The organism is Methylorubrum rhodesianum, assembly GCF_014199985.1.
Taxonomy (GTDB): Bacteria; Pseudomonadota; Alphaproteobacteria; order Rhizobiales; family Beijerinckiaceae; genus Methylobacterium; species Methylobacterium rhodesianum.
In genome coordinates this window covers 67,431-90,933 of the sequence record NZ_JACHOS010000014.1, presented here as the reverse complement: position 1 = coordinate 90,933, position 23,503 = coordinate 67,431, and the positions used below count along the sequence as shown (strand labels likewise).

The following is a 23,503-nucleotide window of genomic DNA, read 5'->3' as shown; positions in this document are numbered from 1 at the left end:
CGAGGTGCGTGGTGTCGTGAAGCGGAGAGTCACCAACCCGGACGTCCGCGAGGTGTTCGCGGCCCTGTGCGCCCGCTTCGGGCTGCAGCCCTACCAGCCCCGTCCCGGCGCAGCGTACGTTTGGGGCGAGGAGAAACTGCGGGCCCGCTGTAACCGCCTGATGCGGCAGCTCACCGTGATCGAGGCCGAGCAGGAGGCCGCGACGCAGGCCTTCGCCCGCAGGATGCACGAGCTCGGCCAACGGCGCGCGGCCTGCCTGCTCGAGCTGACGATGGCGGATTTGTATGCCGCGGCGGCGGAACGGTCGGGCAAGCCCGACGCGGCCGCGCCTGCCCCGGACTCAAACGCGCAGGCGGTGTCGCCCCTCGGGACGACGGTCGCACCCTCATCCGATCCGGGAAGCGGGGAGACGCCGACGCTTCCCGATCACGAGGCCGATCCGGGAAGCGGAGAGCCGGCGCCGGCTTCCCGGACGAACAACGGAGCGGGAGCCGAGGATGTGCATGGCGACGGCGTGTCCATGGCGCAGCGGCCTGCCGATCGTGACCCCGGCCCGGGGCCGGATGCCGATCCCATCGAGTACGATGTCGATCCGGAGCTCGCAGCCATGCTGCCGACGATCGAGGCGTGTGCGCCGGATTGGCGCGACGTCAGTTCGCCCCCGCAGAGCGTGCGTGAGCGCTTTCCCTTGTTCGAGAAGCGGATCGGTCCACTGAGGGATATCGACCGCGAGGATCTGATCGAACTCCTGGTGCTGCTACCCGCAGAGCATGACGATCTCGTCCGGGCGGCGCCCATCTTCGCGGCGCATCTGTTCGAGTGGTTCTGGTCCGAGGACGGGGCCGCCTGCCGGGCAGCGCTCTCGCAGGCGATCGAGCGGGAGCAGGCCCGCCGAGCCGTCTGGTGCAATCTGCTCGGGTGGTATCGTTGGGTCGTGGCGCTCGCGCCCGGCGGCTCGTGGCAGGCCGCGACGCGCGAGCAGGTCCGGGCGATGTTCCAGGAAGAGCAGGCTGAGTTCGTCGCAACCCTGGATCCCCATCGACTTTCGGTCTGGCTCGAACTCACAGCGCTTCTGGCCGGCGGCGCCTGAAGGACCGATGAGTACGGCAGGATGTTGAGCAGAGACCAGCAGGCCGGCAGCGCGGTTCGCCGGCAGACGCCCGGCGCGGGTCATCCGCCGCGCCGGGGGCCACGCTCGGGATCAGCGCAGGAGCTGGAGGATGCCTTGGTTGGCCTGGTTGGCCAGCGACAGCGCCGAGATCGCTAGCGACTGGCGCGTCGACAGCGCCTGCGAGATCGCGGCCTCCGCGTTCAACTCCGCGTTCACGAGGTTGCCCGAGGATGCGGCCGTGCCGCTCGGGCGGGTCGTCTGCGGCGTCGAGGAGCCGGTGCGGGACTACGAGCATCCGCGCGGCCGGGGCGTCCATCTCGATCCGTACGGGACGGGAGAGGTCGAGGAGCAGGATCTCGCCCGGGCCGAGGCTCGCGGTCTCGCCTCAGGCGAGAATGCGGGCGCGACCGTGGAGCGGCGTCCAGAGCACGAGATGGTCGAGCGCCCGCGCCCGGGCTTGTTCCGGGCTGCGCTCAAGCAGCTGGGCCGGGCCGCTTCCGGCCGCGAGCAGGACGACGCCGAGACGATGTAGCGCTGGTAGGCCTCGACGGGCACGGCCGCGTCCGGGGCGAGGCGGGCCGCGAAGAGTGGGGGCGAGAGCGGCGATCCAGGCCCGGCCGCTGCGGGCGTCCTGGGGGATGTGGGCGAAGCGGTGCTTGAGAATCACCGCCGTGCCGCCCGCGAGGGGTGCGACGGGCACGACGCGCAGGACGGCGAAGGCGGCGATTGGGTAATCCGTGGGGAGCGCGCCGGAGCGCGATCGCCCGAGCCGACTACCACATGCGGGCGGCAATCTCGCGTTCCTCGGCGCCCAGCACGTCTGCGTAGATGGCGGTCGTCGAGAGGCTGGCATGGCCGAGCCAGCGCTGCAGCAGGGTGAGCGGCACTCCTGAGCGCAGCGCGTGCACGCCGAAGCCGTGGCGCAGGCCCTTGGGCGAGGCCGCCGAGGCGCCGACCCCCGCCTCGCGCATCACCGCCTTGACCCGCTGCCAGGCGGTGCTGCGCCCGATCGGCCAGAGCCGCCGCTCGGACGGATCGAGGTCGTGCACGAGATCGAGGATGGCCATCACGCCCTCGGGCACCGGCACGTCGCGCACGATACCGGCGCGACGCTTCTTGAGGCAGTGCAGGCTGACGAGGCCCCCGGCCCGGTCGAGGTCGGCATGGGTCAGGGCCAGCGCCTCGGAGATGCGGCAGCCGGTCCAGGCCAGGACCAGGCAGAGGGTGAGGATCTCGGGCGGCTGACGGGAGGCCGCCGCGATGAAGCGGGTGCGCTCGTCGGGGGTGAGGTACTTGCGCCGGCCCTGGAGGGTGTGGAGCGACATGCCGGAGGGCGCGGGCGAGCGTTCGGCGGACCGCCGGGCATGGCCGGCCGGGAAAGGGCTGCGGGTCATGGTGGCGCGTCCTCGCACGCGGCGGAGCCGGTGCCTGGGTGATCAGAATTGCCAATTTTGTTCGGCGCCGCCCTCGGAGGCGCTTGGCGCGCTCTGTGGCGGGATGCAACGGCCGCGCTTGTACCGCAGCCTGCCAGACCTCTGCAAGCTAAAAATACGTTATGGATCAAGGAATGACAGAATTGGCAATTCTGTTCGACGTCATTATGCTTGTGTAGCGCTGGTCAGGGGTCGCGTAAAGATCCATGTGTGCCATCACACGCGATTAGATACTTCCGGCTGCTTTATCTGATCGCTGCGCCGGCCGCGCTCGCCGAGCTGCGCGTGATATCCAACGCAGTGCTAAGGCGTTGGCGAGCATGCGATATTCGACGCGAGAAGATATCCAACGCACCTGCTAGTGCGGTCTCCTCTCATGCCCAGCTGCTTCCCCGCGTTGGATATCACCGCGAGATGGATGGTGATGTCCAACGCGGGCGACCGACGCCGCAGGATGCTGTCGTGGGATGGCCGCTCCGGGGCCGCAGCTGAGGTCGGTTTCGACGAGCCTCCGTTGGAGCGACCGGCGCCGCGATGAGGCGAGAGCCGACCCCTGAAAGCTTCGCCGTGTGCGTTGCCCTCGTCTTGGTCACCTACCTGTTCGCCATGGTGGTCGGTGGCTGGCTCGGCTGATCCCTGTCGTACCCCTCAACCTGCAGATCCCAGCTCATGTCCGAGAGCCGCCGCTCCTCTTCGCACCCTCGTCGGTTCCGGCAGCGGCTGCGTCGCGCTGCCGACCTACTCCTGCCGGGTGATCGTCTATCGGACTTCGCTGCCTGGGCCGTGTTGATAATGCTGGCTGCCTTGCTGCTGCTGTTCGTGGTGCGTGAGATCTGCGACAGCGTGCTCACCGGCTGCCCAGGATACGATGGCGTCACGCACAAGAGGGAGGAGGAAGCGCTCTGTGCGGAGCCATATCGCGGAAGGGAAGTGCCCTCCGGTGGCCTGAATCGAGAACGAGGTGCTAGGATGGATCGCATCACGGGTCGCAGCACGTGATCGGGCGTTTGCAACAAAGAAAAATTTCCGTGCGCTAAACCGCGGCCTCTGTGCGAGCGACAAGCGAACGGTCAGCGAGACCCCCGTGTGGGGTGTTGTCGCGCGAGATCGTCAGCTAGATTCGAGGCATGGGAACCCTCGACCTGTTTCGCCACAATTTCGTGCTGAGCATCAAGCCTCAGTACGCGACGCGCATCGTCGACGGCGTGAAGACCGTCGAACTGAGGCGGCGTTTCCCCTATGGAACCGTCACAGGCGCACGCCTCTACGTCTATGCCTCTGTGCCAATTCAGGCCCTGATTGGCTATGCGACCATCTCAACGGTGGAAAGATTGGCAATCAGGGAAATCTGGGAAAAATACGAAGCAGTCGCCTGCATCGCCTCAGAGGATTTCGACACCTACTTCCGGGGTCGTGAGACCGGGTATGTGGTTCGGTTGGTGAACCCTATCAAGCTTGCGAATCCCGTCGGCTTACCCATATTGAAGGCCGAGCTAAATTTCACACCCCCGCAGTCGTTCGCGTACGCCCACGAGGGCTTCGAACGCCTCGTCGACGGAAGCTGACATGCGCCTGCTGATCGATGCGGACTTGTTGGCGGATCTTGAGCCGGACGAGCGGCCCGATCGTCAATTTGCGAAGCTCGAACATATTTGTGCGCGGAACGGGGTCGACCTGTATCTCCACCCCATCTCTCAGCCCTCTGCCACAGCTGCGTCGGCGAAAAACACTCTGGCGACTTTGCCAGGCAGTCACGCCCCTTCGAAAGCAGATATCGAACAGCATTTCGGCCCCTGCTCGACGGACGAAGGACTCAATGATGCCACCCTGTTGGATGCGGTAAGAACGAAGATAGCAGACTACGTCGTCTCGAACGACGCTGCCCTCCATGCGCTGGCCGCGTCTACGGAACTTGATGCGCTTGTGTTTACGGTTGACGACGCGCTTGCCTGGGCGCTTCGGTCTTACGAACTTGAAGATGTGCCTCTGCCGACCGTGTCGGAGGTAGCCGCTGGGGAACTCGAATTTACCGACCCGATCTTTGACGAGCTGCGCGAGGATTATGCTCCTGACTTCGACAAATGGACCCGCAAAATCTCGGATGACGAGAGAAAGTGCTGGATTGTGAGGGTCGATGGGCAGCTGGCAGCCCTAGTCATTAGAAAGGACGAAACCCACGCGGAAGCTAAGACAAAGCATCCGGGTCCAGACATACTAAAGATCAGCACGTTCAAGGTCGCTGAGGCTTTCCGGGGTCGCAAGCTTGGAGAGCAGCTCGTTAAGCAGATCCTATGGTTCGCTCAAAAGAACGACTATGATTTGGTGTATCTAACCGCATATCCGAAGCAGAAATCCTTGCGTTTGCTGCTGGAGGCATATGGCTTTGTCGTAGCTGAAACTAGGACGAACGGAGAGATGGTCCTAGAGAAGGCCATGGTTAGGGGACCGGTCTCTCCGCGCCAAGGGGAGAATGCCCTCGCAGCAAGCTGCCGCAGCTACCCCAATTTCGTTTGCGGCGCTGGCGTGAGCAAGTACGTCATCCCAATCCGTCCCGCGTACCACGCGATGCTCTTCCCCGAGTTCGGTTCTGCGGTTGCTGACCCTGCCGTGGAGATCCTGGGTAAGCCAGCAAACACGATCGAGAAGGTCTACCTCTGTCACTCTCCGACCAAGACGATGAATCCGGGGGACGTGATCCTCTTCTATCTGTCGAAGCAGGCCGGAACTCACGGCAGCCAATCGCTGACGACGGTCGGCGTAGTCAAATCAGTTAGGTGGAGTAACGATATCGACGAAGTGCGTCGCTGGACTGCCAAAAGGTCGGTTTATCCCGACAGTGAGCTGATTGAGATGGCTAGCAGGACGACACCGCTCTTAATCATCGACTTTTTGCTTGTAGGACATCTCACCGAGGTCGTTCCCATTAGTGCCCTTACGGCCCGAGGCATCCTCAGCAGCTTCCCTCAGTCAATCGTCAGAATTGAAGACGACGCGTTTGACGCCCTTAAAAGATCAATCGATCTCGGGTTCGAATTCTAGGTCTGACGTCGCTAGGGTCTGTCGTCGCCTGAACGTCTTGGGGGTGTGAGCGTTTTCCGTCCTCTGGATGGAGCGGGCTGATGCTGAACGACGCGCAGTGGGCGGCTCTAGAGCCGCTGGTGCATGCCTGCCGGCCGAAGGCGAAGACCCCGCCGCAGGACCTGCAACGCACGCTCTCGGCCATCCTGTGGCGGCACCAGAACGGGGCCAAGTGGCGCGCCATTCCAGACGAGTTCGGGCCGTGGTGGCGGGCGGCGCAGATCTTCATCCGCTGGGCGCGCGCCGGGGTGTGGGAGCGCCTGCTCGCCCTGGTGCAGGAGCGCGGCGTGCAACTCGGCATGGTGTTCCTCGACGGCACCAACATGCGGGCGCACCAGAAGGCGGCAGGTGCGGCCAGAAGGGGGGATCTGCGACCGAGCGAGACGGTCGTGAAGCGCTTGGCCGGTCTCGTGGCGGGTATGGCACCAAGGCCTGCGTGATCGCCGATGGCGCGGGCCGCACCGTCGCCTTCCGCCTCGCGCCGGGACAGGCGCACGAACTGCCCCACGCCGTGCCGTTGCTCGACCAGTTGCCTGGCGTGCCGCTGTGGGTCGTGGCCGACCGCGGCTACTCCAGTCACGGCTTCCGTCAGCACATCCGCGACGTGGGCGCCAAGCCGGCCGTCCCCACCAAGCGCAACGAAGCACCCACCCGCTGCCCGAACTGGATCTACATCAACCGCAACCGCGTCGAGCGCCTCTGGGCGCGCCTGAAGGAATGGCGGGCGGTGGCCACCCGCTACGAGAAGACCGCCGCCAGCTTCACAGGCGTCCTCTGCCTCGCCGCAACGCTCGATTGGATCAAGTGACAACAAGCCCTAGCACTACCTGGGCGAATTTTGATATAAGAGTAAGCGCTCGGTGAGAGGCCGGCTGGTTAGGCGGCGTGCGCGACCGGCTGGGCGGGCGTCCAGTTCCAGGGCAGCAGGTCTGCCAGCCGCTTGGCGGGATGATCGGCGATGCGTGTGAGCACGTCGCGCAGGTAGGCCTCGGGATCGAGCCGGTTCAGCTTGGCCGTCTCGATCAGGGTGTAGAAGACAGCCGCGCGCTCGGCCCCGAGGTCGGAACCGGCGAACAGATAGTTCTTGCGCCCGACCGCCACGCCGCGCAGTGCCCGCTCGGCCGCGTTGTTGTCGAGCGCGATGCGTCCGTCGTCGAAGGCGCGGGTCAGCGCCGACCAACGGGCCAACATGTAGCGCAGCGCCTTGGCCAGCTCGGACCGACCCGGCAGCTGGGTCAGGCTCCGTTCCGCCCACAGCTTCAGCCCCGCCGCTAGCGGCTTTGCGCGGGCCTGCCGCTCACGGGTGCGGGCGTCGGGCGGTTTGCCGTGCAGCTCACGCTCGATCCCGTAGAGCGCACCGATCCGCGCCAGCGCCTCCGCGGCCAGCGCCGAGCCGGTCGCGGCGTGCACGTCGAAGATCTTGCGGCGCACATGCGCCCAGCAGGCCGCTTCCGTGAGTGGGCCGCCCGGTCGGGCCTTCTCGTAGAGCCCGTTGAAGCCGGCATAGCCATCGGCCACCAGCACGCCGGAGAAGCCCGCCAGATGCGCGAGCGGACGCTCGCCCCGGCGGTCGGGCGAAGCGAAGAACACCGCCGCCGGCGGACGGGCGCCACCATGGGAGCGCTCGTCGCGCACATAGGTCCAGAGCCGGCCGGTCCGGGTCTTGCCACTGCCCGGCGCCAGCACCGGGATCGGCGTGTCGTCGCCGTGCAGGACGGCCGAGCCGGCGATCACCTCCCGGCGCAGGAGATCGACCAGCGGCCTCAAGCTGGCCGCGGTGGCGCCGAGCCAGCCCGATAGGGTCGAGGTGGCCAGGTCCACCCCGTCACGGGCATAGATCTCGGCCTGACGGTAGAGCGGCAGGTGGTCGTCGAACTTCGCCACCGCGATGTGGGCGAGCAGTCCGGGGCCGGCCCGTCCGCGGGGAACGGCGTGGTGGGGCGCGGGCGCCTGCACCACCTGCTCGCAGGCGGTGCAGGCGAAGGCCTCGCGCACGTGGCGCACCACCTTGAACCGGCCCGGCACGTAGTCGAGGCTCTCGGTCACGTCCTCGCCGATCCGGCGTAAGCCCCCACCGCAGGCCGGGCAGGTGCAGGGGCCGGCATGGACCACGCTCTCGCGCGGCAGGTGCTCGGGCAACGCCCGCCGGGCCGGCCTGAGGCGCGCGGCCTCCACCGCCTCGGCCACGACCGGCGCGGCACCCAAGCGCTCGGCCGCGTCGGTCTCCAGCGCCTCGATGGCCAGTTCGAGCTGCTCGACCCGTTCGCCGAGCTTCTCGGAGGAGGCGCCGAACCGCGCCCGCTTCAGTCGGGCGAGTTCGAAGCGCAGCTTCTCGATCAGGGTGTCGGCCTGGACCGCCTCGCGCGCCATGCCGACGATCAGACGCTTGAGCGCGTCGACGTCGTCGGGCAGCAGGGCAGGATCGAGAGCCACGCCAACAGCTTAAGCCGTGCCGACGAGGCTCGCCACAGCCTCGGCCTCGGACGTCCCCACCTCGGTAGTCTTCCGCTTCAGCCCGCGACCCTCGGCCGGTCGGTGCGCAGCGGCGCGCGCCAGTCGATGCCCTCCAGTAGCATGGCGAGCTGGGCCGGCGTCAGCGCCGCCGCGGCCCCGGCGGTGGCCGGCCAGATGAAGCGGCCCTTCTCCAGGCGCTTGGCGAACAGGCACAGGCCCTGGCCGTCCCACCACAGCACCTTGATCAGGTGCCCCTGCCGCCCGCGGAACACGAAGGCCTGCCCCGAGAACGGATCGCGGGAGAGATGGTCCTGCACCAGCGCGGCCAGCCCGTCGAAGCCCTTGCGCATGTCGGTGTGTCCGGTGGCCAGCCAGACGCGCGAACCGGACGGGACCGGGATCATCGGTGGAGCAGCGCCGCGATTACACCCTGCAGCAGCGCCAGGTCCGCACCCGCCTCGGCCCGCAGCCGGTGACCGCCGGCCAACTCGATCTCGACGACGCCCGACCCGGCCGGCCTCTCGGCGGCCGCAACGGCGGGCGGCGGCAGGGCGAGCGGGACGAAGGCCGGCGGGGCGGAGGGCGTCCGAGCCTGCTGCTCGGCCAGCACGGCGCGCCGCCAGCGGAACAGCAGGCTGGAATGCAGGCCGTGTCGACGCGCTACCGCCGAGGCGGTCGTGGCGGGATCGTCCGCCTCGGCCAGAATGGCCCGCTTCTGCTCGGGCGACCAGCTTCGGCGCGTGCCGGCGACGATGATGTGAGGGTTGGTCATAGGTCCAGACACAGGGCCGATACAGCGCCATCCGACGCCAGGTCCTGTATCCAGAGCGGAGCACTACCCGCACAAGGCGGCCGTCACCGAGCGCTTACATATAAGACATTGGTAATCAACGACTTAGCATGAACGGGTCGATCCTGTAAGTCGTTGATCCTACTATGCAATCAGGAATGATGCCCAGGTAGTGTTAGGTCGCACCGATCTACCCTGCTCCACGTATTCATCAGCTGTGATGCTGGCTGAAGCGGACACTCTATGCCCGTTGGTGCGTTTTGGGTCGTTCCTGGCTGTCTTGGCCCAGCCGTAGCACATATCTGAGTGCTACGGCTTCGCCGGTTGTCGTATCCCAGGCATCCTGGCAGCATGCAAAAGGCTCAAGCTATCAGACTGCAGCCGCAAGCGCGGAGGCGGTAGCCGACCGTCCCGAACGGCGGTTTGCTGCCGCGCCCGTCTCAGATTCGCTTACTACGGGGGCGAACGCGTATATGCAGACCAACGAACTCGGTGTGATCGACGGGTAGAAGCGGGTCAGGGCGTCGATCAGCTCTTGGCGATCCTTGAAACCGTCTGCCTTCGCGTCGGCGGACGAGAGATCACCGCAGCGCACATACCTCAAGCCGGTTAGCACAACCTCGCCCGCGGGCGCAGCTTCGTGGTGCGGCTGGTTGCCGCCGACGGCATAGATGGGGAGAACCCTGCTAGCCGGATACTCCAGGCCATGCTCATCGAACCTAATAGTGGTGCGTTTCCGGCCGTTCTGTACCAACGCGACGAGATCGTCCTGCATGACAAAGCGACGACGCTCGATCAGGCGCTGATCCGGGAATCGGTTGGCCGCGGCGATTTGCCAGTCGCGGGCTGTCGGGCCCGACGCATCTTGACGACTATCGTACATCTATGTCTCCGTCGCCCCTGACCCAACCCGGTCGCGACCTCAGTTCTAATTGTGTGCCGCGCTGTTCCAAGCTCCAACCAACGGCATTCCCCACGATTCTTTCCTTGCTCCGGACGCGCAGCATGGCCCACGTCACTCATGTCTTTGGCCTCTCAGGCGTCGGCAAGAGCTGGCTCTGCGAGCGATTCGCCGCGCGTCACGGTGCCGTCCACGCGTCGGCTAGTGCGCTTTTGCGTGAGGCGAAGCGGTCAATCGGTGAGCCAACAGACTCGGAAGGTCTGCGGCAGGGGTCCGTCATGGACAACCAGCAGCTGCTCGTCAGGGAGTTCGACCTCCTACGTGCAAAAACTGATAGCCCGATCCTTCTTGATGCTCACAATGTCGTGGATGATGATACTTCGCTCGTTCAGATCCCTCTGTCGGTCGTGCAGGGTTTGGCACCGGATTTGATCGTGTTCATTCGATCGGATCCGGCCGCGATAATCGAGCGACGAGCCTCGGATGCGACCCGCCAGCGTCCCATGCGCGACGAGGCAACCTTGGAGCGGCACCAGGAATTGGCAATGGCCCTCGCCCATTCGCATGCGAAGGATCTTGGTGTGCCCTTCGTGGTGGTCGAAGCTGGTGACGAGATCACCTTTGCTGCTGCCCTAGCTCGATAGGCAGAAACGCTTTCTACTTCTCTAGCTGGTCCAGCCTGACGGCCAGCACGTTGATCACTGCGGTGGCCGTGCTGACCGGTAGGCCAGACACCTTCTGCCGCGCCTGGCGCCGCTTCTCGATCGGTTCAGCCATTCCAGCCGGCACCCACACTGCGCGAGGGGTTCGACCTCTTTACGCCGGTCGGCAAGGCTATGCTCACCATGCTGGCCGTTGTCGCCGAGCTGGAGCGCTCCAGCACCAAGGCTCGGCAGATGGCGGGCATCGTGCGGGCGAAGGCTTCCGGCCAAGCTCTCGGCCGGGAGAAGGTCCTAGACGACGCCACCGTGGCCGCTTGGCGCAAGGAACACTCAGCCAGCATCGCGGTGACAGCCATGCAGTTCGGGATCTCAACAGCCAGTGTTTAAAGGGCCTGCCGAGCACCGGCTGGAACAGATCATTGCACATCTCTCCACAGCTCAGCCATATCAACTTGAGTTGAGGCTGGATCGATTTCTGGCCGGCCTGAAATTTTACGATAGGCGCGTAGCATCAGGAGGGGAGCTTCGGCGTGATCTGTTGCATGGATCATATGGTACATAGTTCGTCCATGTCGGCGTCGACTGTGAATTGCATAGGGATGCGCGTATTTATAGCCAAGCTCGCTCTTGAAGCGATCTGCCAGCATCTTCGCACGTGGTACGCCTTGCATCCCTTGTAACTGCCGCCAGTCTGGACGTCCCCACCAGCTTTCTAGCTTTGCAGTGGTTTGTGGCCGACTCACAGCAGCAATCGAACGATCGAGCCACCCAGTAGCAAAAAAGTAGAAAATCTCGATTTTAGTTGCTTGTGGGTCTAGAGTCGACTTGTATCTGGAGAGCGCTTGAACCGTTTGCCACGAACACTCGAATGTTCTTTGGTCGAGGAGGGCAAAGGTCGCCGTTTTTGAGGTGATGCAACCTGAGGCCAGAATTTCTGGAAGCACTAAGTTGAAGTCACCCTCGCGTATCTCGATGCGCCGTTTTGGTGTTTTATCTGCACCTGCGATTGCCCTAAGCAGCTCGATGCCTTTCGGGTCTAAATCGCAAAGCCAGAAAGTCTTGATGCGCTTTGGCTCGGTCTCCATGACGAGTCTTGCGGAGCAAATTTCTGCCATGCTGCGCTGTTGAGGCGCCGAGAATCCATCTATGTAGATGCCATGCTTTGTAATAAAAGTAAAAAGACGAAGATACTCTTGAATCAGCTTTGCTTTATCCTCGGACCAGACTGGGTACTGAAGGGATTTAAAATTTTTCTCTGGCGTTAGCGGGTGGAGGGGAAGATCAGCTTTGTCGAAAAGCAGAGGGAGCTCTGTCATGCTGACCTCGACCGCGGAAGCCCATCCCACGTGATGCCATCGAAATGGCGACCAGCTACTTTCTTGCCCACCCTGAGCATGGTGGTCCCATCTTCTGCCGGTGCAGCTCTCGCCTTGGCGAGATTGATGCCCTGGCCCGGGGCCCAGTCACCCCACTGCTTGAAATGGAAGGGAATATCTGCAGCCATGCACTGGTTGAGCAGACTTCTGAACCATGAGGGACTAGTTGGTCGCGCCTTTGGGCCGCTCTCGCCACCCGTAATCACCCAATCGATCGCATGAGCCCATCTCCCAAGGTCCACCGGGCCCAGCAGCGGCTCTGCTGAAATGAAACGCACCGCGGCCGGCAGGACCGCAAGTTCTGGTAGACGCTCGTCGGCCCAGTCCTGATCTTCGACTGTCGTGCCTATCCAAACGTTGGACGGCCAATCATCGCCCCATGGGGTGAGGCGGCTTACCAGATCCGGTCGCTTTGTTAGCAGTAACCAGTCGAGATTTGGGGTTGCAGCTATCAGGCCCCACAAACGATCACGCCATTGATCCAGATCTCGGCGATCTTCAAAAACGTCTGCCATAGACGCACAAAATACTCGCGGTCGCTCACCTTCAGCAGCTGCAGCGGTGTTCCAGCGAAGTGGCTCCGCCCAATGCTTGTCGCCAAAAAAGCGTCGTTCAGCACCGATCCCCCAGACGTCCTTGCCTACGCGCTTGGCCCAAGACTCTGCGTAGCAGTGCTTGCAAGCCGGGGAGACCTTTACACATCCCCACCACGGGTTGAACGTGTGGGTCGTCCATTCGATTCGTGAGTTCTTTGCCACGAGGCGCTCCCGGTCGGACTGACGATAGCTCACGCCGCTGCACAGCGCCAGTTCCTGGTACGTTCTCTGCGTGGATCGCTCAAGAATCTCGCCTCCATCGCCTTGAGGGCCAAGCCTAGCTACTCTGCCGTCCGATCGGGTAGGGAGACGACATGCGCACCACCTTCGCCCACACGGCCCGGCTATCTCGCTCTTAGCGGCTGCGTAGGGATGGTCAGCGCCGACAATGCGCCGTTCCGCATGCCTCGAACTTGATAGCCGCGGATCGCAGACGTAGCCGGTGCGGTTCAGTTGCGACCACGAAGAAGCCGCTTGGGAGCCCCTACCCCAAGTGTCGCTGGAGGCCTTGCGGCATGCCATTTCCGGCCGGCTTACTTGGGCCCTCACAATCCTATGTTCGCTCCATCATCTAGAGCGGACCTAGTACCGTCAGGAGGCGCAAGTCCGTTTTGTTGTGAAGGTTTTCGGATGGCGGCCCGTGCGCTGGGGTCGTGCCGGGCTGGGGGCCGGCGTTCGAAAACCTCCAGAGGAGGAAGCCGCGGGGGAGCAGCGACGTTGAAGGCTGGCCCGCGCGCTATGGGGAATGAAGGGTGCGACGGCTCTCTCGGCGACCATCGACGCCGCTGCCCTGGCGCGATCCCGGGGCGGGTGCTGGCCTTCGTGACCGCGCATCGCAGCTCTGATGAGAGCCGTGAGCTCTGCCGGCGGGGGTGAGCCGGCCATGGCTGGGTGTCTCAGCGCATGCAGGCCCGCGGCGGGTCGCTGGTCCCGCGCTCTGTCGGCTGGCGGTGGCGGTCGGGTTCGGGGCGGCTATCAAGACGTGTCGACCCCGACGGCGCTCGGGCGCAGCCTTGGAACCTCGCCGCGGCGGAAGCGCTCGACGATGAGCATGCGGCCCCCGCAGCACGGGCAGGCGGGCCCCGCGGGCGGGTCGACGATGGCGGCGGGTTCGGGCTCGGGGGCGGCCTCGCGCGGCGGCGACGGGGGGGTGAGCAGGCTCAGGATCCTGGCGATGTTGGCAGCCCGCGTGGCGCTGGCGAACAGGACGCAATGGCGGATGCGGTGGAAGCCGTCGGGCAGCACGTGCAGCAGGAAGCGGCGAAGGAACTCGTCCGCCGGGAGGGTCATGGTCTTGATCCACTCGCGGCCCTTCGCACCGTTCCGCGCCCGGTAGTCCTTCCAGCGGAACGTGACGCCGCGCTCGTCGAGGGCCAAGAGCCGGCTGTTGGCGATGGCGACGCGGTGAGTGTAGCGCGACAGGTAGGCGAGCACGGCCTCTGGCCCGGTGAAGGGCCGCTTGGCGTAGACCACCCACTCGGCCCGCTGCAGTGGTGCCAGATGGGCCGCAAAGGCATCGGGGTCGGCGAGAGCCGCCAACGCGCCATGGAAGGTGAGCCGCCCGGCGTGATGCACCTCGGCCAGCCGGTCGAGGAACAGCCGGCGGAAGAGGCGGGAGAGCACCCGCACGAGCAGGAAGAAGCGCGGCCGACAAGCGGTCCAGCGCGCGCCGTCCGGGGACAGGCCACCGCCCGGTACGACGATATGCACGTGTGGGTGGTGCGTCATGGCCGAGCCCCAGGTGTGGAGCACGGCGGTCAGCCCGATCTTTGCCCCAAGGTGCTTCGGATCGGCGGCGATGGTCAGCAGAGTGTCGGCGGCGGTGCGGAACAGCAGGTCGTAGACCACGGCCTTGTTCTGGAAGGCCACGGCCGCGACAACCGCTGGCAGGGTGCAGACGACGTGGTAGTATGGCACGGGCAGCAGGTCGGCCTGCGGCCGCTCCAGCCACGCCCGCGCCGCATCCAACACTCGTTGCCGTGCCGCGAGTGCGGCTTAGTCCCATGGCGCTTTGTCGACCTTCGACATGCTTCAGAGCGACCTGATTTAGCGAGAGGCGATGCCTTAATGCGGCCTGTGGATGGCCAGAGGACGCCCTTGGCAATGAGCGCAGGATCGTATCCACTGCGTGTGCGCACGAAGCTAAGGCGCCTGCAATTGCAATAACTTAACTGATGCCTTCTGTTGAGGTCATGCTGGGTGAGAATCCTGGCGCCCCAGCCAGTTTCTCGAAGCCGATCAGAGCTTGAACGGCCCCACCATAACGGACGCACCGGGACAAACGGTGTTAGGGCGCTGCACAAGAGTCGGCACAGTCTCACCCGGGTATGTCGCCGCGCCGATCCAAGACCTGCATTGGCAGGCTGTCGCATGGCTGATCCCTCGCCCAGCTTCGGTGAACTCTTCCAGGCCACGCCGTCAATAAAGAGCAAGTGAACGCGGCCGTTGAGGCGTACCTCGCTGCCCCCGAAATCGACGCTCACCCAATCGCCGATGACTACAGCCTTAACCTTGCCGCGGCCATCGCCGGCCACCGCTGGGCGAGCGAGTTCACGGGTCGCTCGATGCGCCCCAATCGCTGAAGCGTGGCGGAGTCCGCACGGCGGTCATGCTGGCTCGGGCACGGAAAGCATGACCCACTGCAAAGCCGAGGACTGAGGCCATGCCTTTTAATGAGCATGGCCCCGATCTCGGGCTTGGGATGGGCGGCGACATCATTGGCCGGATCTTGTTTCATGGCGGCAAAGAGCACCTGCCAGATCCCCAACGCGCAGAACGCTTTTGGCCGGTTCCACGTTGCGGAGGGCTCAGCGCGCCAAGCCATATGCGTAGGAGCCAGAGATGATCGATGCCGAGCGGGAGCACCAGCTGAATCGTGACCGGTTGCTGGTCGAGATTGCCGAAGCCGTCGAAAGGATGCTGGAGCTGACACGGCATGCTCATCCATCCGAGTCAATGATCTGTCTTGGCGCAACTCAACAGCAGAGCAGGCTCAATGCGGCTCGAAAACGGTTCGTGGGTTCGCTGGAGAAGCGCTAGCAACGCTCGAAGCCGTCGCCTCATCACGTCAGCAGTCCCTGGGCCGCGGAGATTTGCGCACTTCGGTCCCGCTCGTGCGAGCGCAAAAGGGATGATCTCTGGCGGTGGGTAAGCCTGAGGCAACCAAGCCCAGCCTATGCCGTCGGCCCCGCCATCAGCCGGCAGCCGTGATGCTCCTTCCCCAACTCGCACCCGATCCGCTTCCGCCCGAAGCCGCCGAGTGGCGCAAAGCCTTCGGCACGCTCCGCCCGACGAGCCCCCCTTGCCGGTATCTCGGCGGCGCCGCGTGGGCGAACATCCACGACACCTGCACGAACTTCATCGAGCGCTTCGGCGCCGAGGCCGGGCGTCTGGGCTGGACATCAACCGAGCTCTTCGGTGTTCATCCGGAGCACGGCACGTTGCGTGTCGACTGGTGCGGAGTGATGATCACGGGCGGTCACAAGGCGATCGGCATCGAGCCGAACCGAATTTTGTTCGGCAACGTGAGCGGTTACCGCAATGTGCCGGGCACACCGTCCGGTATCCCGATCTGGGAATTCGCGGCTCGGGCGCAGAAGGCGTGAGCGACCCCGCCGCCGAGGTCGATCGAAAAATTCGCCGGCTGCGGCCTGAAAGTCTTGTGCGCGATAAGATTGCCGTGCATGGGTTTCGGAAGCTGCGCTGACACTGTCTGGCCGGCCTCCAGACCGCTGCGCTGACCTCGTCTGGCCAGCGGTCGGAAACCCTCTCTGCGTTCCCCTGCTGACCGACGCCGCGCTCACACCCGAGCGCGCCGGCCTACGGCGCCGGCAGCGGCATGTCCGCCAGCAGAAGGACGTGAGCTCGTCGCGCGAAGGCGGCGATGCTCCAGGTGTCGCCCTGGCTGCCGCCGAGCAGGACGATCTGGCGCGGGTTGGTGCCGAACCCGAAGCCGACATGGCCCTGCCAGGACGCGTTGCCCCGCTTCTTCTTGGTACCGGCGCCGAGCGCCGGCTGCTTCAGCCCCCATCCTTCATCGGACCGCGCCGTGAGGCTGCCCGAGGGATTGTGGCCCGCCCCCTCCAGAATTGTGCCGACGGCGGGCGCGCACCGCGCGACAGAGTCCTGCTTGATGCTCAACCCGATCGATGAGGGCAAGCGCGCGTGTTCTGCCGATCCGCGTCGCGCGCAAGCTCGAGGCAGCAAGCGTGACCGACACGCACTCCGACCCTGTTCATCCTGCGCGGTGTGCCCAGCCATATCCGCTTCGACACCGGTCCTGACCTCATTGCCATATCCGTACAGGCCTGGATCGTGGTCGAGCGTTGGCGAGACCACGACAACGGTGCCCGCCCGCCTCGCTCGGCGATCACCCACCGACTCCGCCGGCCAAGCGATCCGGGGAGCACAGACAAAGCCTGCACGAATTTTGAACTTGGACCACCGCTCAGGGATCGATCAGATGTACGAGCCGGTTTCGACAAGTCACTTCTTCGTTAGATCCATCCTTCCGCTCTCTGCACAAGAGGAGGTCCGCTATTTTGCCCCCTAGAAATGCTTGGCGGGCAATGCAACCATCTTGGGAGTGTAACCGTAACAAACCCCGCGCGGGCAAGCAGGGTCCATGATGGGGGGGCTGATGGCGTACAGCCGGCAGACGAAAGTCCCGGAGGCTTCGATGGAGCGTTCGGAGAGACGTGGCCTCGCGAGGCTCTTGCTTCGGTATCCCGAGCGCCGCGAGGCGCTGAGGATCAAGGCCGCGGCAGACGCGAACTTCCGCGAACTGTGCGACGCCTACGAGGCGGCGTGCGAGGCGGCGAGCTATTGGTCCAAGTCGGGCGAGCCGGTCGGACCTGAGCGTGCGCGCGAGTACACACAGCTCGCGCGCGACGTTGAGGAAGACATCCTGCGCAACTTAGCGTAACATCTTAACCTGCGCGTAGCCTCTAGGGCTCATCATGGGTCGCCCGAACGTGACAAGCGGGCAAGATCCACCTTGGTTCTAACGCAGTCTGCGGAGGATCGGATGGATGCTGATCATTCGACGGCTAACTCGAACGAGTCTTCTCCGGAGCTTGAACGGGTATTTCGCGAACTCCTCGCTGCCGAAGGCCTGCGGTTATCAGAGCGCAACCGCCGCTTCCTCTCGTTCGTGGTCGCCGAGGCGGTGGCGGGACGGGGCGAGCGCGTCAAAGCCTACACCATCGGCGTCGATGTCTTCGGCCGAGGGCCGGATTTCGACCCTGGCAAGGACCCCATCGTCCGGATCGAGGCGACGCGGATCCGGTCAGCGCTCGCGGCCTACTACGAGGGGCCGGGCGCCGACGCCCCCTTTCGCCTCGTTCTGCGACCGGGTTCGTACATCCCGGTCTGCGAGATGGCCGAGCCGCCGACGATGCCTCGCTCCGTCCCTGCCGTCTGCCGTATCCTGCGCCCTGACGCAGGACCTGCTTCAACGGGCCGGATCCAAACCGCCCTGGTCGTCACGCAGCGGAGCGACCGGCGCGACAGATGCGCGATGGCGAGGGGCGACATCTACCTGCAGGCCATCGTCAAGGCCGTCTGCGGCCGAGGGGTTCGCGTCTTCGTGACACCGCCGCCGGAGCGCAGGGCGGCCCTGCAAGCCATCAAGGCGTTGCTCTCGCAGCCTGACGCAGTCCTCGCCCTCGACATCGCCGTGCACGGGATCGCGGAAGGATGCCGCTACACGTGGACGCTCAGCGATCCTCAAAGCGGTGAGGTGAAGGCGTCCGACGCCGCCGACGGGATGGAGGACGGCGTCCCGGTGGGCACTCGCATCGATGCGCTCGCCGACGCGGTCGCACAGGGCGTGATAGACGCGCTCGCCTGAGCGTCGCTTGAGCCGCCGTGAGCGGTGCCCGGCCGTTCCCGGATGCGGACGGCAAAGGGTCCGCGAGCCGTAACGGTTACAGGCTTCAGGGGCATCCGCCCGCGTGCGACCGTCACGCATCATGGCCATGCCGTTCATCGACCTTTTCGCCTGGATCGTCCTGCTGGTCGTGGTGGGGACGCTCGTCGCGACGTTCGTCGCGCTCGGGGTGATGCCCGGCCGCATCGCGCGCCGGCGCGGGCATCCCTGGGCACAGGCGGTGACCGTCGGCAGTTGGGCCACCCTCGTCTTCGGCTTCATATTCTGGCCGCTGATCCTCGTCTGGGCCCATGTCAACGCCCCTGCACGGCGGGACGAGGACCGATGATCGTCTTCCTGCTCAACGGCTATATCGCCCTCCTCGTCCTGTTCGTCTGGCTGCGGTTCATCCCGTTCAACCTGTTCTGGAAGCTCTCGCCCGCACTCGTGCTCGTCCTCCTGCTGATCGGGCTGTTCATCCCGATGGGCTGGGGGGCACCCTCGGGGCCTGCGGCGGTCATCCGCAACTCGATCCAGATCGTTCCGTCGGTCGCCGGTGAAGTCGTGGATGTTCCGGTCAAGGCAAATACCCCGCTCAAGGAAGGCGACGTCCTCTTTCGGATCGACCCGATACCGTACCGCGCGCAGGTCGATGCCATCGGGGCGCAGCTCAAGCTCGCGGAGACGCGACTCGCCGAGATGTCTCAACTGCAGAGCCGGGGGACCGGGCGCATGTTCGACGTCGAGCAGCGACAGGCCGAAGCCGACCAGCTGCGCGCCCAGCTCGAGGGCGCCAAGTGGAACCTCGACAAGACCACCGTGCGGGCGCCGGCCGCCGGCTACGTGACCAACCTGACGCTCCGGAAGGGCGCGCGCGTCACCGCGCAGGCGCCGGTGATGGCCTTCATCGATACCGGCGATACCCTCCTCGGCGCGGAGATCCCCCAGATCTACACGCGCTACGTCGAGCCCGGCCAGCCCGTCGAGATCACCTTCAAGACGCTCCCGGGGACCGTCCACTCCGGGCGGGTCGAGGCCGTCCTGCAGGCCATCGCAACGGGCCAGGCGCAGTTCGGGGGCTCCGCTGTCGCGCCCGCCGACATCCAGTCCGCGCCGTTCGTGGTCCGCCTCACACTCGACGACGCCGAGGTGGCTCGCCGCCTGCCGGCCGGCAGCACCGGGACCGCCGCGATCTACACGGACCACGTGCAGCAGGCCCACGTCATCCGGAAGGTCCTGCTCCGGCAGAGCGCGATCCTGAACTACGTCAACCCGTTCTGAGCGAGGCGGCCCATGGGAAACACCCTCACGAGGACGTTGGGTCTCACGCTGCTGGCGCTGATTACCGCCACCGGCCTGGCCGCGGCCCAGACGACACCCGTCACCGACCAGGACATCGACGACGCCTACGTCTACCTGCTCGGCCGTGCCCTGGTCATCCGCCAGGAGATGATCGACAGGAGCGGCCCCGACTTCTCCTACAACAGGATCAAGTACAATCCCCTGGGGTCGGCCGACTTCGTCAACCCGAACTTCGACGTGGCCTATCTCGAAGCTTGGTTCGCGACCGACGACAAGGGGGCGGCGCTGCTGGAAATCCCCGAGGTGAAGGGACGCTACTACACGGCGCAGATCCTCGACGAGTGGGGCGAGGTCATCGTCAACATCAACGAGCGCACCTTCCCGACGAAGCCCCACGGAACCTTCGCGCTCGTGAAGCCCGGCTCGACCGTGGCCATTCCGCCCGGTGCCGGGCGGATCGAGCTTCATTCCGGTAAGGCGAAGATGCTCGCGCGGGTCGAGATCAAGGGCGACCCCGAGGGTGCGTTGGCGCTGCAACGCGCCTTCAAGGTGACGACCCTGGGCACGCCGGTGGCCGCTCCACCGCCCCCGCTCCCGATGTTCGGCAACAAGGACCTCGCGGGGGTCGAGATCTTCGACGACGTGGACGCCAAGCTCGCGAGCGCGCTGGACGTGGCTCCCGAGGCCGCCGAGATGCAGCAGAAGGTCCGCGCCGTGTCCGCCTACGCGGCATCGAGCGCGGGAGCCCGCGCCGAGGTCGACGCGAAGCTGCGCGACGTGATCCGCCGATTCCGGGAAGATGCCCTGACCAAGTCGGCCCCGTACCGCAATCACTGGCTCTGCGGGACGGGCAGCGGCAACTACGGGGGCGACTTCCGGCGGCGGACGGCGGCCAACTACGCCGGGATCTGGGCGAACACCTCGGACGAGGTCGTTTACTTCGTCGCCACCCGGGACGCCGAGGAGAAGCCCCTCGACGGGAGCGCGGGCTACCTCATGCACTTCGCGGCCGACCGATTGCCCGAGGCCGTGGTGGACGCCTACTGGTCCGTGATCCTGGTCGGGGTGCCCAACTACCGGGTGGCCCCCAATCCCCTCAACCGCTTCAACTTCAACAACAACTCGCCGCTGAAGAGGGAAGCCGACGGCTCCTTAAAGATCGCCATCGGGCCGAAGCCCGTCTCCGGCATCCCGGAAGCGAATTGGCTTCCGTCAGCCGAGGGCCGGCCGTTCTCCCTGACCTTTCGCGCCTACGTGCCCAAGGACGTCGTGGAGCGATGCGAGTGGACGCCGCCGGCGGTCACGAGGTTAGGGCAAAGCCGCCCCTGATCCGGACGCACCATGGCCCGACCGCGGCCGTGCTCGCGCTGCTTGCAGCCAACCCGGCCTCGTACACCAAGCCACTTGGCAACCGGAATCCGGCGCTTGGCACCCACTCGCGAAGGACTGCTTGCGACGCTTCGCTGACAATCGTCATTCGCTCATGATGCCTCACAGTTGACTACGAAGGGGTGGCTTGATGATCCGCTTTCTGCTTACTTCAATTGCTCTGTTCATCAGCGCCTCAGCATTTGCTCAGTCCAGCAACTCCACACCTACCTCAGTCACCGTTGAGAATTTCACGCGCGCAGAAAGCGACCTCTATTTCGCGACGGCCGTTCGAGAGGCTGGGAGCATCGGGAGGTTCGATCATCATCGCGAGGTGATGGCGATTGACAAGCAGACCGTCATCCGAGCGAACCGAGATACCCTCTATTCGGCCGCAGTCTTCGATCTCGATGCCGGGCCTGTAACGATCACGCTGCCGGAGGCCGGCAATCGCTTCATGTCACTGATCTTCATCAACGAAGATCAGTACGCGCTTGCGGTGGAGTACGGGGCAGGTAAGCACACGATGTCCAAGGACATGGCCGGGACCCGCTACGTGATCGCGGCCGTCAGAACCTTCATCGACCCAACCGACCCGAACGACATCGGCAAGGTCCACGCCCTCCAGAACGCCATCAAGATCGAGCAAGCCGCTGGCGGCTCCTTCAACGTTCCGAATTGGGATCTCGTCAGCCAAAAGAAGGTCAGGGACGCTCTGTTGGTTCTGGCGGGAACTTTGCCCGATACCAAGCGAATGTTCGGAAAGAAGGATCAAGTCGATCCGGTCAGGCATCTGATCGGGACGGCGTCTGGCTGGGGCGGCAATCCGGAAAAGGACGCCACCTATGTCACTGTGACGCCGTCTAAGAACGACGGCAAAACGGTCTATCGTCTCAGGGTCAAGGATGTTCCAGTCGACGGATTTTGGTCGATCAGCATGTACAACGCTGCCGGCTACTTTGAGCCCAACTCCTACAACGCCTACTCGCTCAATAATCTCACCGTGAAGAAGGATGCTGATGGCAGTTCGACAATCCAGCTTGGTGGCTGTGACGGCAAAATCCCGAACTGCCTGCCGACGACTGCGGGATGGAATTATTGGGTGAGGTTATACAGGCCGCGCCAAACCGTTATCGACGGGCAATGGACCTTCCCCGAACCTGAGGAAGTGCCATAGGTCCAATGGCTGCTTTCCACCCGAGCGGACCTCGTGAGAGGGTATCAAGTGTCGGATTTCGGCCACCAGGTCGCCCTCAGATGGCGCGGACGCGATCCCTTGTGTGCACGGAAGTACAATCGGGATCACGGTAACCTAACCGGCTGCAGTCGCGGCCGGGTTCAACGGCGGCAGGTCCGCTCGCTTCATTCCGACAGCTTTCGTCTCGATGTCCCTGACGACCGTCGGGACGAGGTCGCCGAGTTGCCGGCCCTTGTCAGATGACCAGGCACCTCCCTTACCGAACAAGGTCCGCTCCAATTCGTCGGCGAGCGGCGCGAGGCGCGCATCATTCCTTGTATCTGGCCGCACGCCGGATGGTAGCTCGGCGAGCCATGTCGCGAGCGCCCGGTACGTCGCCGGGGCGTCGCCGCTCGGGGCTATCCGGCGCAACTCGGACCGTGCCTTCGCTTCCGGGGTGCCGACGCTCCGGATCCAGCGTCGGCGGAGCACCGACGCAAGACCGAACAGCAAAACGATCCCGAGCGAAGCTCCGGCGACCCAGGCCCATGCCCTTCCGCCGCGGAGGGGCACCGGCTCCGTCGTCGCCTGAGCTACGGATACCTTGACACCGGCAAGCGTCACCGCCCGTGCCCGCACGCCATCCAGGTCCCACCAAGGCTGGACGACGGCCGGCAGGTCGTAGCTGCCGGGCTTCTCGAAGACATAGGTCACCCTGTCGATGCGCGACCCGATGACGGCGCCCCGGTTCATCCGGTCCTCGGAGCGCGGCGGGTCGAGGTAGATCCGGACGCCCTCGGGAGCGGTGAAGGCGAGGTCGGCCATCCCCATGGTCGGTACGCCATCGGCGCTACGGCGGATCGTGCGGACCAGCGCGCCGCCGGGCTTGAGCCGCGCCTGCGTCGGGTCGGGCTCCCAGGTCTGGGTGGCGTCGACCTCGTCCGCGGCGATGACGGGTCCGGATGCGTCGATCCCCGGAGGCACGGTGACGACGAGGCGTCGCGCCTCGCCCGTTGCCGTTCCCGTCCGATCCCCTGCCGCGTCGAGCAGCGTGACCTCGGCCGCTGGGATCTCGATGGCTCCTCCCCGGCGCGCGAAGACGACGAACTCGAACTGTTGCCCGACGTAGGGCCGGCCGCCGATCGCGTCGCTGATCGTGACGCCCTGCGTCTCGAAGCGCAGGACCTGGGCGCCCGGGGCGTCGCCGACCTTGACCCGCGGCGGGCGCGGCATGCTGCCGGGAAAGAGCACGTCCACGCGCAGGTGAACCGGCTGGCCCACGACGATGCCGCCCGTCTCGTCGACCTGGGTCCGGACCACGACCTCGGCGGCCTCTGCCGGTGCCGGACCCGCCCAGACCGCCGCCAACGCGAGGATCATCACCGA

At 65.2% G+C, this 23,503-nt stretch carries 23 protein-coding genes and 2 pseudogenes; 14 read left to right on the top strand and 11 right to left on the bottom strand.

The genetic code is table 11. The features are described 5' to 3' along the window. Window positions 1–16 precede the first annotated feature (16 nt). Window positions 17–1,090: a hypothetical protein gene (locus HNR01_RS19880; protein WP_009866869.1), complete on the top strand. Its 1,074-nt coding sequence runs from the start codon at window positions 17–19 to the stop codon at window positions 1,088–1,090. 111 nt (window positions 1,091–1,201) lie between these two features. On the opposite strand, the pseudogene HNR01_RS27665 reads toward HNR01_RS19880, so the two are convergent. Both HNR01_RS27665 and HNR01_RS19870 read right to left on the bottom strand, forming a co-directional pair. Beyond that, window positions 1,202–1,339, bottom strand: a pseudogene (locus tag HNR01_RS27665) (flagellin); the annotation flags it as partial. Between the two features lie 545 nt (window positions 1,340–1,884). Continuing rightward, the gene (locus HNR01_RS19870; RefSeq protein WP_043343459.1) at window positions 1,885–2,505 is read right to left on the bottom strand and encodes a tyrosine-type recombinase/integrase; all 621 of its coding nucleotides are present in this window, start codon (window positions 2,503–2,505) and stop codon (window positions 1,885–1,887) included. A 1,166-nt stretch (window positions 2,506–3,671) separates the two neighbouring features. On the opposite strand from HNR01_RS19870, the gene HNR01_RS19865 reads away from it, so the two are divergent. The 3 genes from HNR01_RS19865 (at window position 3,672) to HNR01_RS19855 (ending at window position 6,430) form a co-directional block, all read left to right on the top strand. Next, window positions 3,672–4,109 carry an ASCH domain-containing protein gene (locus HNR01_RS19865; RefSeq protein WP_024830166.1) on the top strand — a complete coding sequence of 146 codons (438 nt, stop codon included), beginning with the start codon at window positions 3,672–3,674 and terminating at the stop codon, window positions 4,107–4,109. Window position 4,110: 1 nt separating this feature from the next. Continuing rightward, window positions 4,111–5,583: a GNAT family N-acetyltransferase gene (locus HNR01_RS19860; RefSeq protein WP_024830167.1), complete on the top strand. Its 1,473-nt coding sequence runs from the start codon at window positions 4,111–4,113 to the stop codon at window positions 5,581–5,583. An 80-nt stretch (window positions 5,584–5,663) separates the two neighbouring features. Continuing rightward, window positions 5,664–6,430 (top strand): IS5 family transposase gene (locus HNR01_RS19855; protein WP_183669334.1). Its coding sequence is split into 2 segments (ribosomal slippage): window positions 5,664–5,979 and window positions 5,979–6,430, totalling 768 coding nucleotides; the frame shifts between segments, so codons are not numbered across the junction. A gap of 68 nt (window positions 6,431–6,498) precedes the next feature. Here HNR01_RS19855 and tnpC read toward each other — a convergent pair. The 4 genes from tnpC to HNR01_RS19835 all read right to left on the bottom strand — a co-directional run bounded on the left by tnpC (window position 6,499) and on the right by HNR01_RS19835 (window position 9,749). Continuing rightward, window positions 6,499–7,992: an IS66 family transposase gene (tnpC, locus tag HNR01_RS19850; protein WP_246417574.1), complete on the bottom strand. Its 1,494-nt coding sequence runs from the start codon at window positions 7,990–7,992 to the stop codon at window positions 6,499–6,501. 140 nt (window positions 7,993–8,132) lie between these two features. Then, a complete protein-coding gene (gene tnpB, locus HNR01_RS19845; protein ID WP_024830170.1) occupies window positions 8,133–8,480 on the bottom strand; it encodes an IS66 family insertion sequence element accessory protein TnpB in 348 nt (115 codons plus the stop codon). Continuing rightward, window positions 8,477–8,848: an IS66-like element accessory protein TnpA gene (gene tnpA / locus HNR01_RS19840; RefSeq protein WP_009864310.1), complete on the bottom strand. Its 372-nt coding sequence runs from the start codon at window positions 8,846–8,848 to the stop codon at window positions 8,477–8,479. The genes tnpB and tnpA overlap by 4 nt, the downstream gene beginning before the upstream one ends. A 388-nt stretch (window positions 8,849–9,236) precedes the next feature. After that, window positions 9,237–9,749: an ASCH domain-containing protein gene (locus HNR01_RS19835; protein ID WP_024830171.1), complete on the bottom strand. Its 513-nt coding sequence runs from the start codon at window positions 9,747–9,749 to the stop codon at window positions 9,237–9,239. A 122-nt stretch (window positions 9,750–9,871) separates the two neighbouring features. Here HNR01_RS19835 and HNR01_RS19830 point away from each other — a divergent pair, with 122 nt between their 5' ends. Beyond that, window positions 9,872–10,411: an ATP-binding protein gene (locus HNR01_RS19830; RefSeq protein ID WP_183669332.1), complete on the top strand. Its 540-nt coding sequence runs from the start codon at window positions 9,872–9,874 to the stop codon at window positions 10,409–10,411. A 150-nt stretch (window positions 10,412–10,561) separates the two neighbouring features. Then, complete coding sequence (locus HNR01_RS19825) at window positions 10,562–10,816, top strand: recombinase family protein (protein ID WP_281384577.1); 255 nt, start codon at window positions 10,562–10,564, stop codon at window positions 10,814–10,816. Window positions 10,817–10,845: 29 nt separating this feature from the next. Here the strand turns inward: HNR01_RS19825 and tcmP are convergent, their stop codons facing one another. The 3 genes and pseudogenes from tcmP to HNR01_RS19810 form a co-directional block, all read right to left on the bottom strand. Further along, the gene (gene tcmP / locus HNR01_RS19820; RefSeq protein WP_183669330.1) at window positions 10,846–11,745 is read right to left on the bottom strand and encodes a three-Cys-motif partner protein TcmP; all 900 of its coding nucleotides are present in this window, start codon (window positions 11,743–11,745) and stop codon (window positions 10,846–10,848) included. Next, entirely contained in the window at window positions 11,742–12,596 is an 855-nt protein-coding gene (locus HNR01_RS19815) for a DUF5131 family protein (RefSeq protein WP_312893383.1), read from the bottom strand. Before HNR01_RS19815 ends, tcmP begins: the two co-directional genes overlap by 4 nt. Window positions 12,597–13,376: 780 nt before the next feature. Further along, window positions 13,377–14,360, bottom strand: a pseudogene (locus HNR01_RS19810) (IS91 family transposase); the annotation flags it as partial. Between the two features lie 882 nt (window positions 14,361–15,242). On the opposite strand from HNR01_RS19810, the gene HNR01_RS19805 reads away from it, so the two are divergent. Next, window positions 15,243–15,440 carry a hypothetical protein gene (locus HNR01_RS19805; protein WP_017484635.1) on the top strand — a complete coding sequence of 66 codons (198 nt, stop codon included), beginning with the start codon at window positions 15,243–15,245 and terminating at the stop codon, window positions 15,438–15,440. 170 nt (window positions 15,441–15,610) lie between these two features. Then, a complete protein-coding gene (locus HNR01_RS19800; protein ID WP_017484636.1) occupies window positions 15,611–16,006 on the top strand; it encodes a hypothetical protein in 396 nt (131 codons plus the stop codon). Window positions 16,007–16,220: 214 nt separating this feature from the next. On the opposite strand, the gene HNR01_RS19795 is transcribed toward HNR01_RS19800, so the two are convergent. Further along, window positions 16,221–16,541 (bottom strand): C40 family peptidase, encoded by a 321-nt coding sequence (locus HNR01_RS19795; protein WP_183669328.1) that lies wholly within the window; start codon window positions 16,539–16,541, stop codon window positions 16,221–16,223. Between the two features lie 538 nt (window positions 16,542–17,079). Here HNR01_RS19795 and HNR01_RS19790 point away from each other — a divergent pair. The 6 genes from HNR01_RS19790 (at window position 17,080) to HNR01_RS19765 (ending at window position 22,117) form a co-directional block, all read left to right on the top strand. Further along, window positions 17,080–17,325, top strand: a complete 246-nt coding sequence (locus HNR01_RS19790) for a hypothetical protein (protein ID WP_183669326.1) — start codon at window positions 17,080–17,082, stop codon at window positions 17,323–17,325. A gap of 102 nt (window positions 17,326–17,427) precedes the next feature. Further along, window positions 17,428–18,252 carry a hypothetical protein gene (locus HNR01_RS19785; protein ID WP_246417567.1) on the top strand — a complete coding sequence of 275 codons (825 nt, stop codon included), beginning with the start codon at window positions 17,428–17,430 and terminating at the stop codon, window positions 18,250–18,252. Between the two features lie 127 nt (window positions 18,253–18,379). Beyond that, window positions 18,380–18,619: a DUF3302 domain-containing protein gene (locus HNR01_RS19780; RefSeq protein ID WP_183669324.1), complete on the top strand. Its 240-nt coding sequence runs from the start codon at window positions 18,380–18,382 to the stop codon at window positions 18,617–18,619. After that, entirely contained in the window at window positions 18,616–19,551 is a 936-nt protein-coding gene (locus HNR01_RS19775) for an HlyD family secretion protein (protein WP_183669322.1), read from the top strand. Before HNR01_RS19780 ends, HNR01_RS19775 begins: the two co-directional genes overlap by 4 nt. Window positions 19,552–19,563: 12 nt before the next feature. Further along, entirely contained in the window at window positions 19,564–20,901 is a 1,338-nt protein-coding gene (locus HNR01_RS19770) for a DUF1214 domain-containing protein (RefSeq protein ID WP_183669320.1), read from the top strand. Window positions 20,902–21,091: 190 nt separating this feature from the next. Then, entirely contained in the window at window positions 21,092–22,117 is a 1,026-nt protein-coding gene (locus tag HNR01_RS19765) for a DUF1254 domain-containing protein (RefSeq protein ID WP_183669318.1), read from the top strand. Between the two features lie 135 nt (window positions 22,118–22,252). Here HNR01_RS19765 and HNR01_RS19760 read toward each other — a convergent pair whose 3' ends face one another. Further along, entirely contained in the window at window positions 22,253–23,497 is a 1,245-nt protein-coding gene (locus tag HNR01_RS19760) for a BatD family protein (protein ID WP_210313438.1), read from the bottom strand. Window positions 23,498–23,503 lie beyond the last annotated feature (6 nt).

Coding starts and splice junctions, on each gene's coding strand:
- HNR01_RS19870 (WP_043343459.1), bottom strand. CDS start 2,505: ATGACCCGCAGCCCTTTCCCGGCCGGCCATGCCCGGCGGTCCGCCGAA.
- HNR01_RS19865 (WP_024830166.1), top strand. CDS start 3,672: ATGGGAACCCTCGACCTGTTTCGCCACAATTTCGTGCTGAGCATCAAG.
- HNR01_RS19860 (WP_024830167.1), top strand. CDS start 4,111: ATGCGCCTGCTGATCGATGCGGACTTGTTGGCGGATCTTGAGCCGGAC.
- tnpC (WP_246417574.1), bottom strand. CDS start 7,992: ATGGCGCGCGAGGCGGTCCAGGCCGACACCCTGATCGAGAAGCTGCGC.
- tnpB (WP_024830170.1), bottom strand. CDS start 8,480: ATGATCCCGGTCCCGTCCGGTTCGCGCGTCTGGCTGGCCACCGGACAC.
- tnpA (WP_009864310.1), bottom strand. CDS start 8,848: ATGACCAACCCTCACATCATCGTCGCCGGCACGCGCCGAAGCTGGTCG.
- HNR01_RS19835 (WP_024830171.1), bottom strand. CDS start 9,749: ATGTACGATAGTCGTCAAGATGCGTCGGGCCCGACAGCCCGCGACTGG.
- HNR01_RS19830 (WP_183669332.1), top strand. CDS start 9,872: ATGGCCCACGTCACTCATGTCTTTGGCCTCTCAGGCGTCGGCAAGAGC.
- tcmP (WP_183669330.1), bottom strand. CDS start 11,745: ATGACAGAGCTCCCTCTGCTTTTCGACAAAGCTGATCTTCCCCTCCAC.
- HNR01_RS19805 (WP_017484635.1), top strand. CDS start 15,243: ATGATCGATGCCGAGCGGGAGCACCAGCTGAATCGTGACCGGTTGCTG.
- HNR01_RS19800 (WP_017484636.1), top strand. CDS start 15,611: ATGCTCCTTCCCCAACTCGCACCCGATCCGCTTCCGCCCGAAGCCGCC.
- HNR01_RS19790 (WP_183669326.1), top strand. CDS start 17,080: ATGGAGCGTTCGGAGAGACGTGGCCTCGCGAGGCTCTTGCTTCGGTAT.
- HNR01_RS19785 (WP_246417567.1), top strand. CDS start 17,428: ATGGATGCTGATCATTCGACGGCTAACTCGAACGAGTCTTCTCCGGAG.
- HNR01_RS19780 (WP_183669324.1), top strand. CDS start 18,380: ATGCCGTTCATCGACCTTTTCGCCTGGATCGTCCTGCTGGTCGTGGTG.
- HNR01_RS19775 (WP_183669322.1), top strand. CDS start 18,616: ATGATCGTCTTCCTGCTCAACGGCTATATCGCCCTCCTCGTCCTGTTC.
- HNR01_RS19770 (WP_183669320.1), top strand. CDS start 19,564: ATGGGAAACACCCTCACGAGGACGTTGGGTCTCACGCTGCTGGCGCTG.
- HNR01_RS19765 (WP_183669318.1), top strand. CDS start 21,092: ATGATCCGCTTTCTGCTTACTTCAATTGCTCTGTTCATCAGCGCCTCA.
- HNR01_RS19760 (WP_210313438.1), bottom strand. CDS start 23,497: ATGATCCTCGCGTTGGCGGCGGTCTGGGCGGGTCCGGCACCGGCAGAG.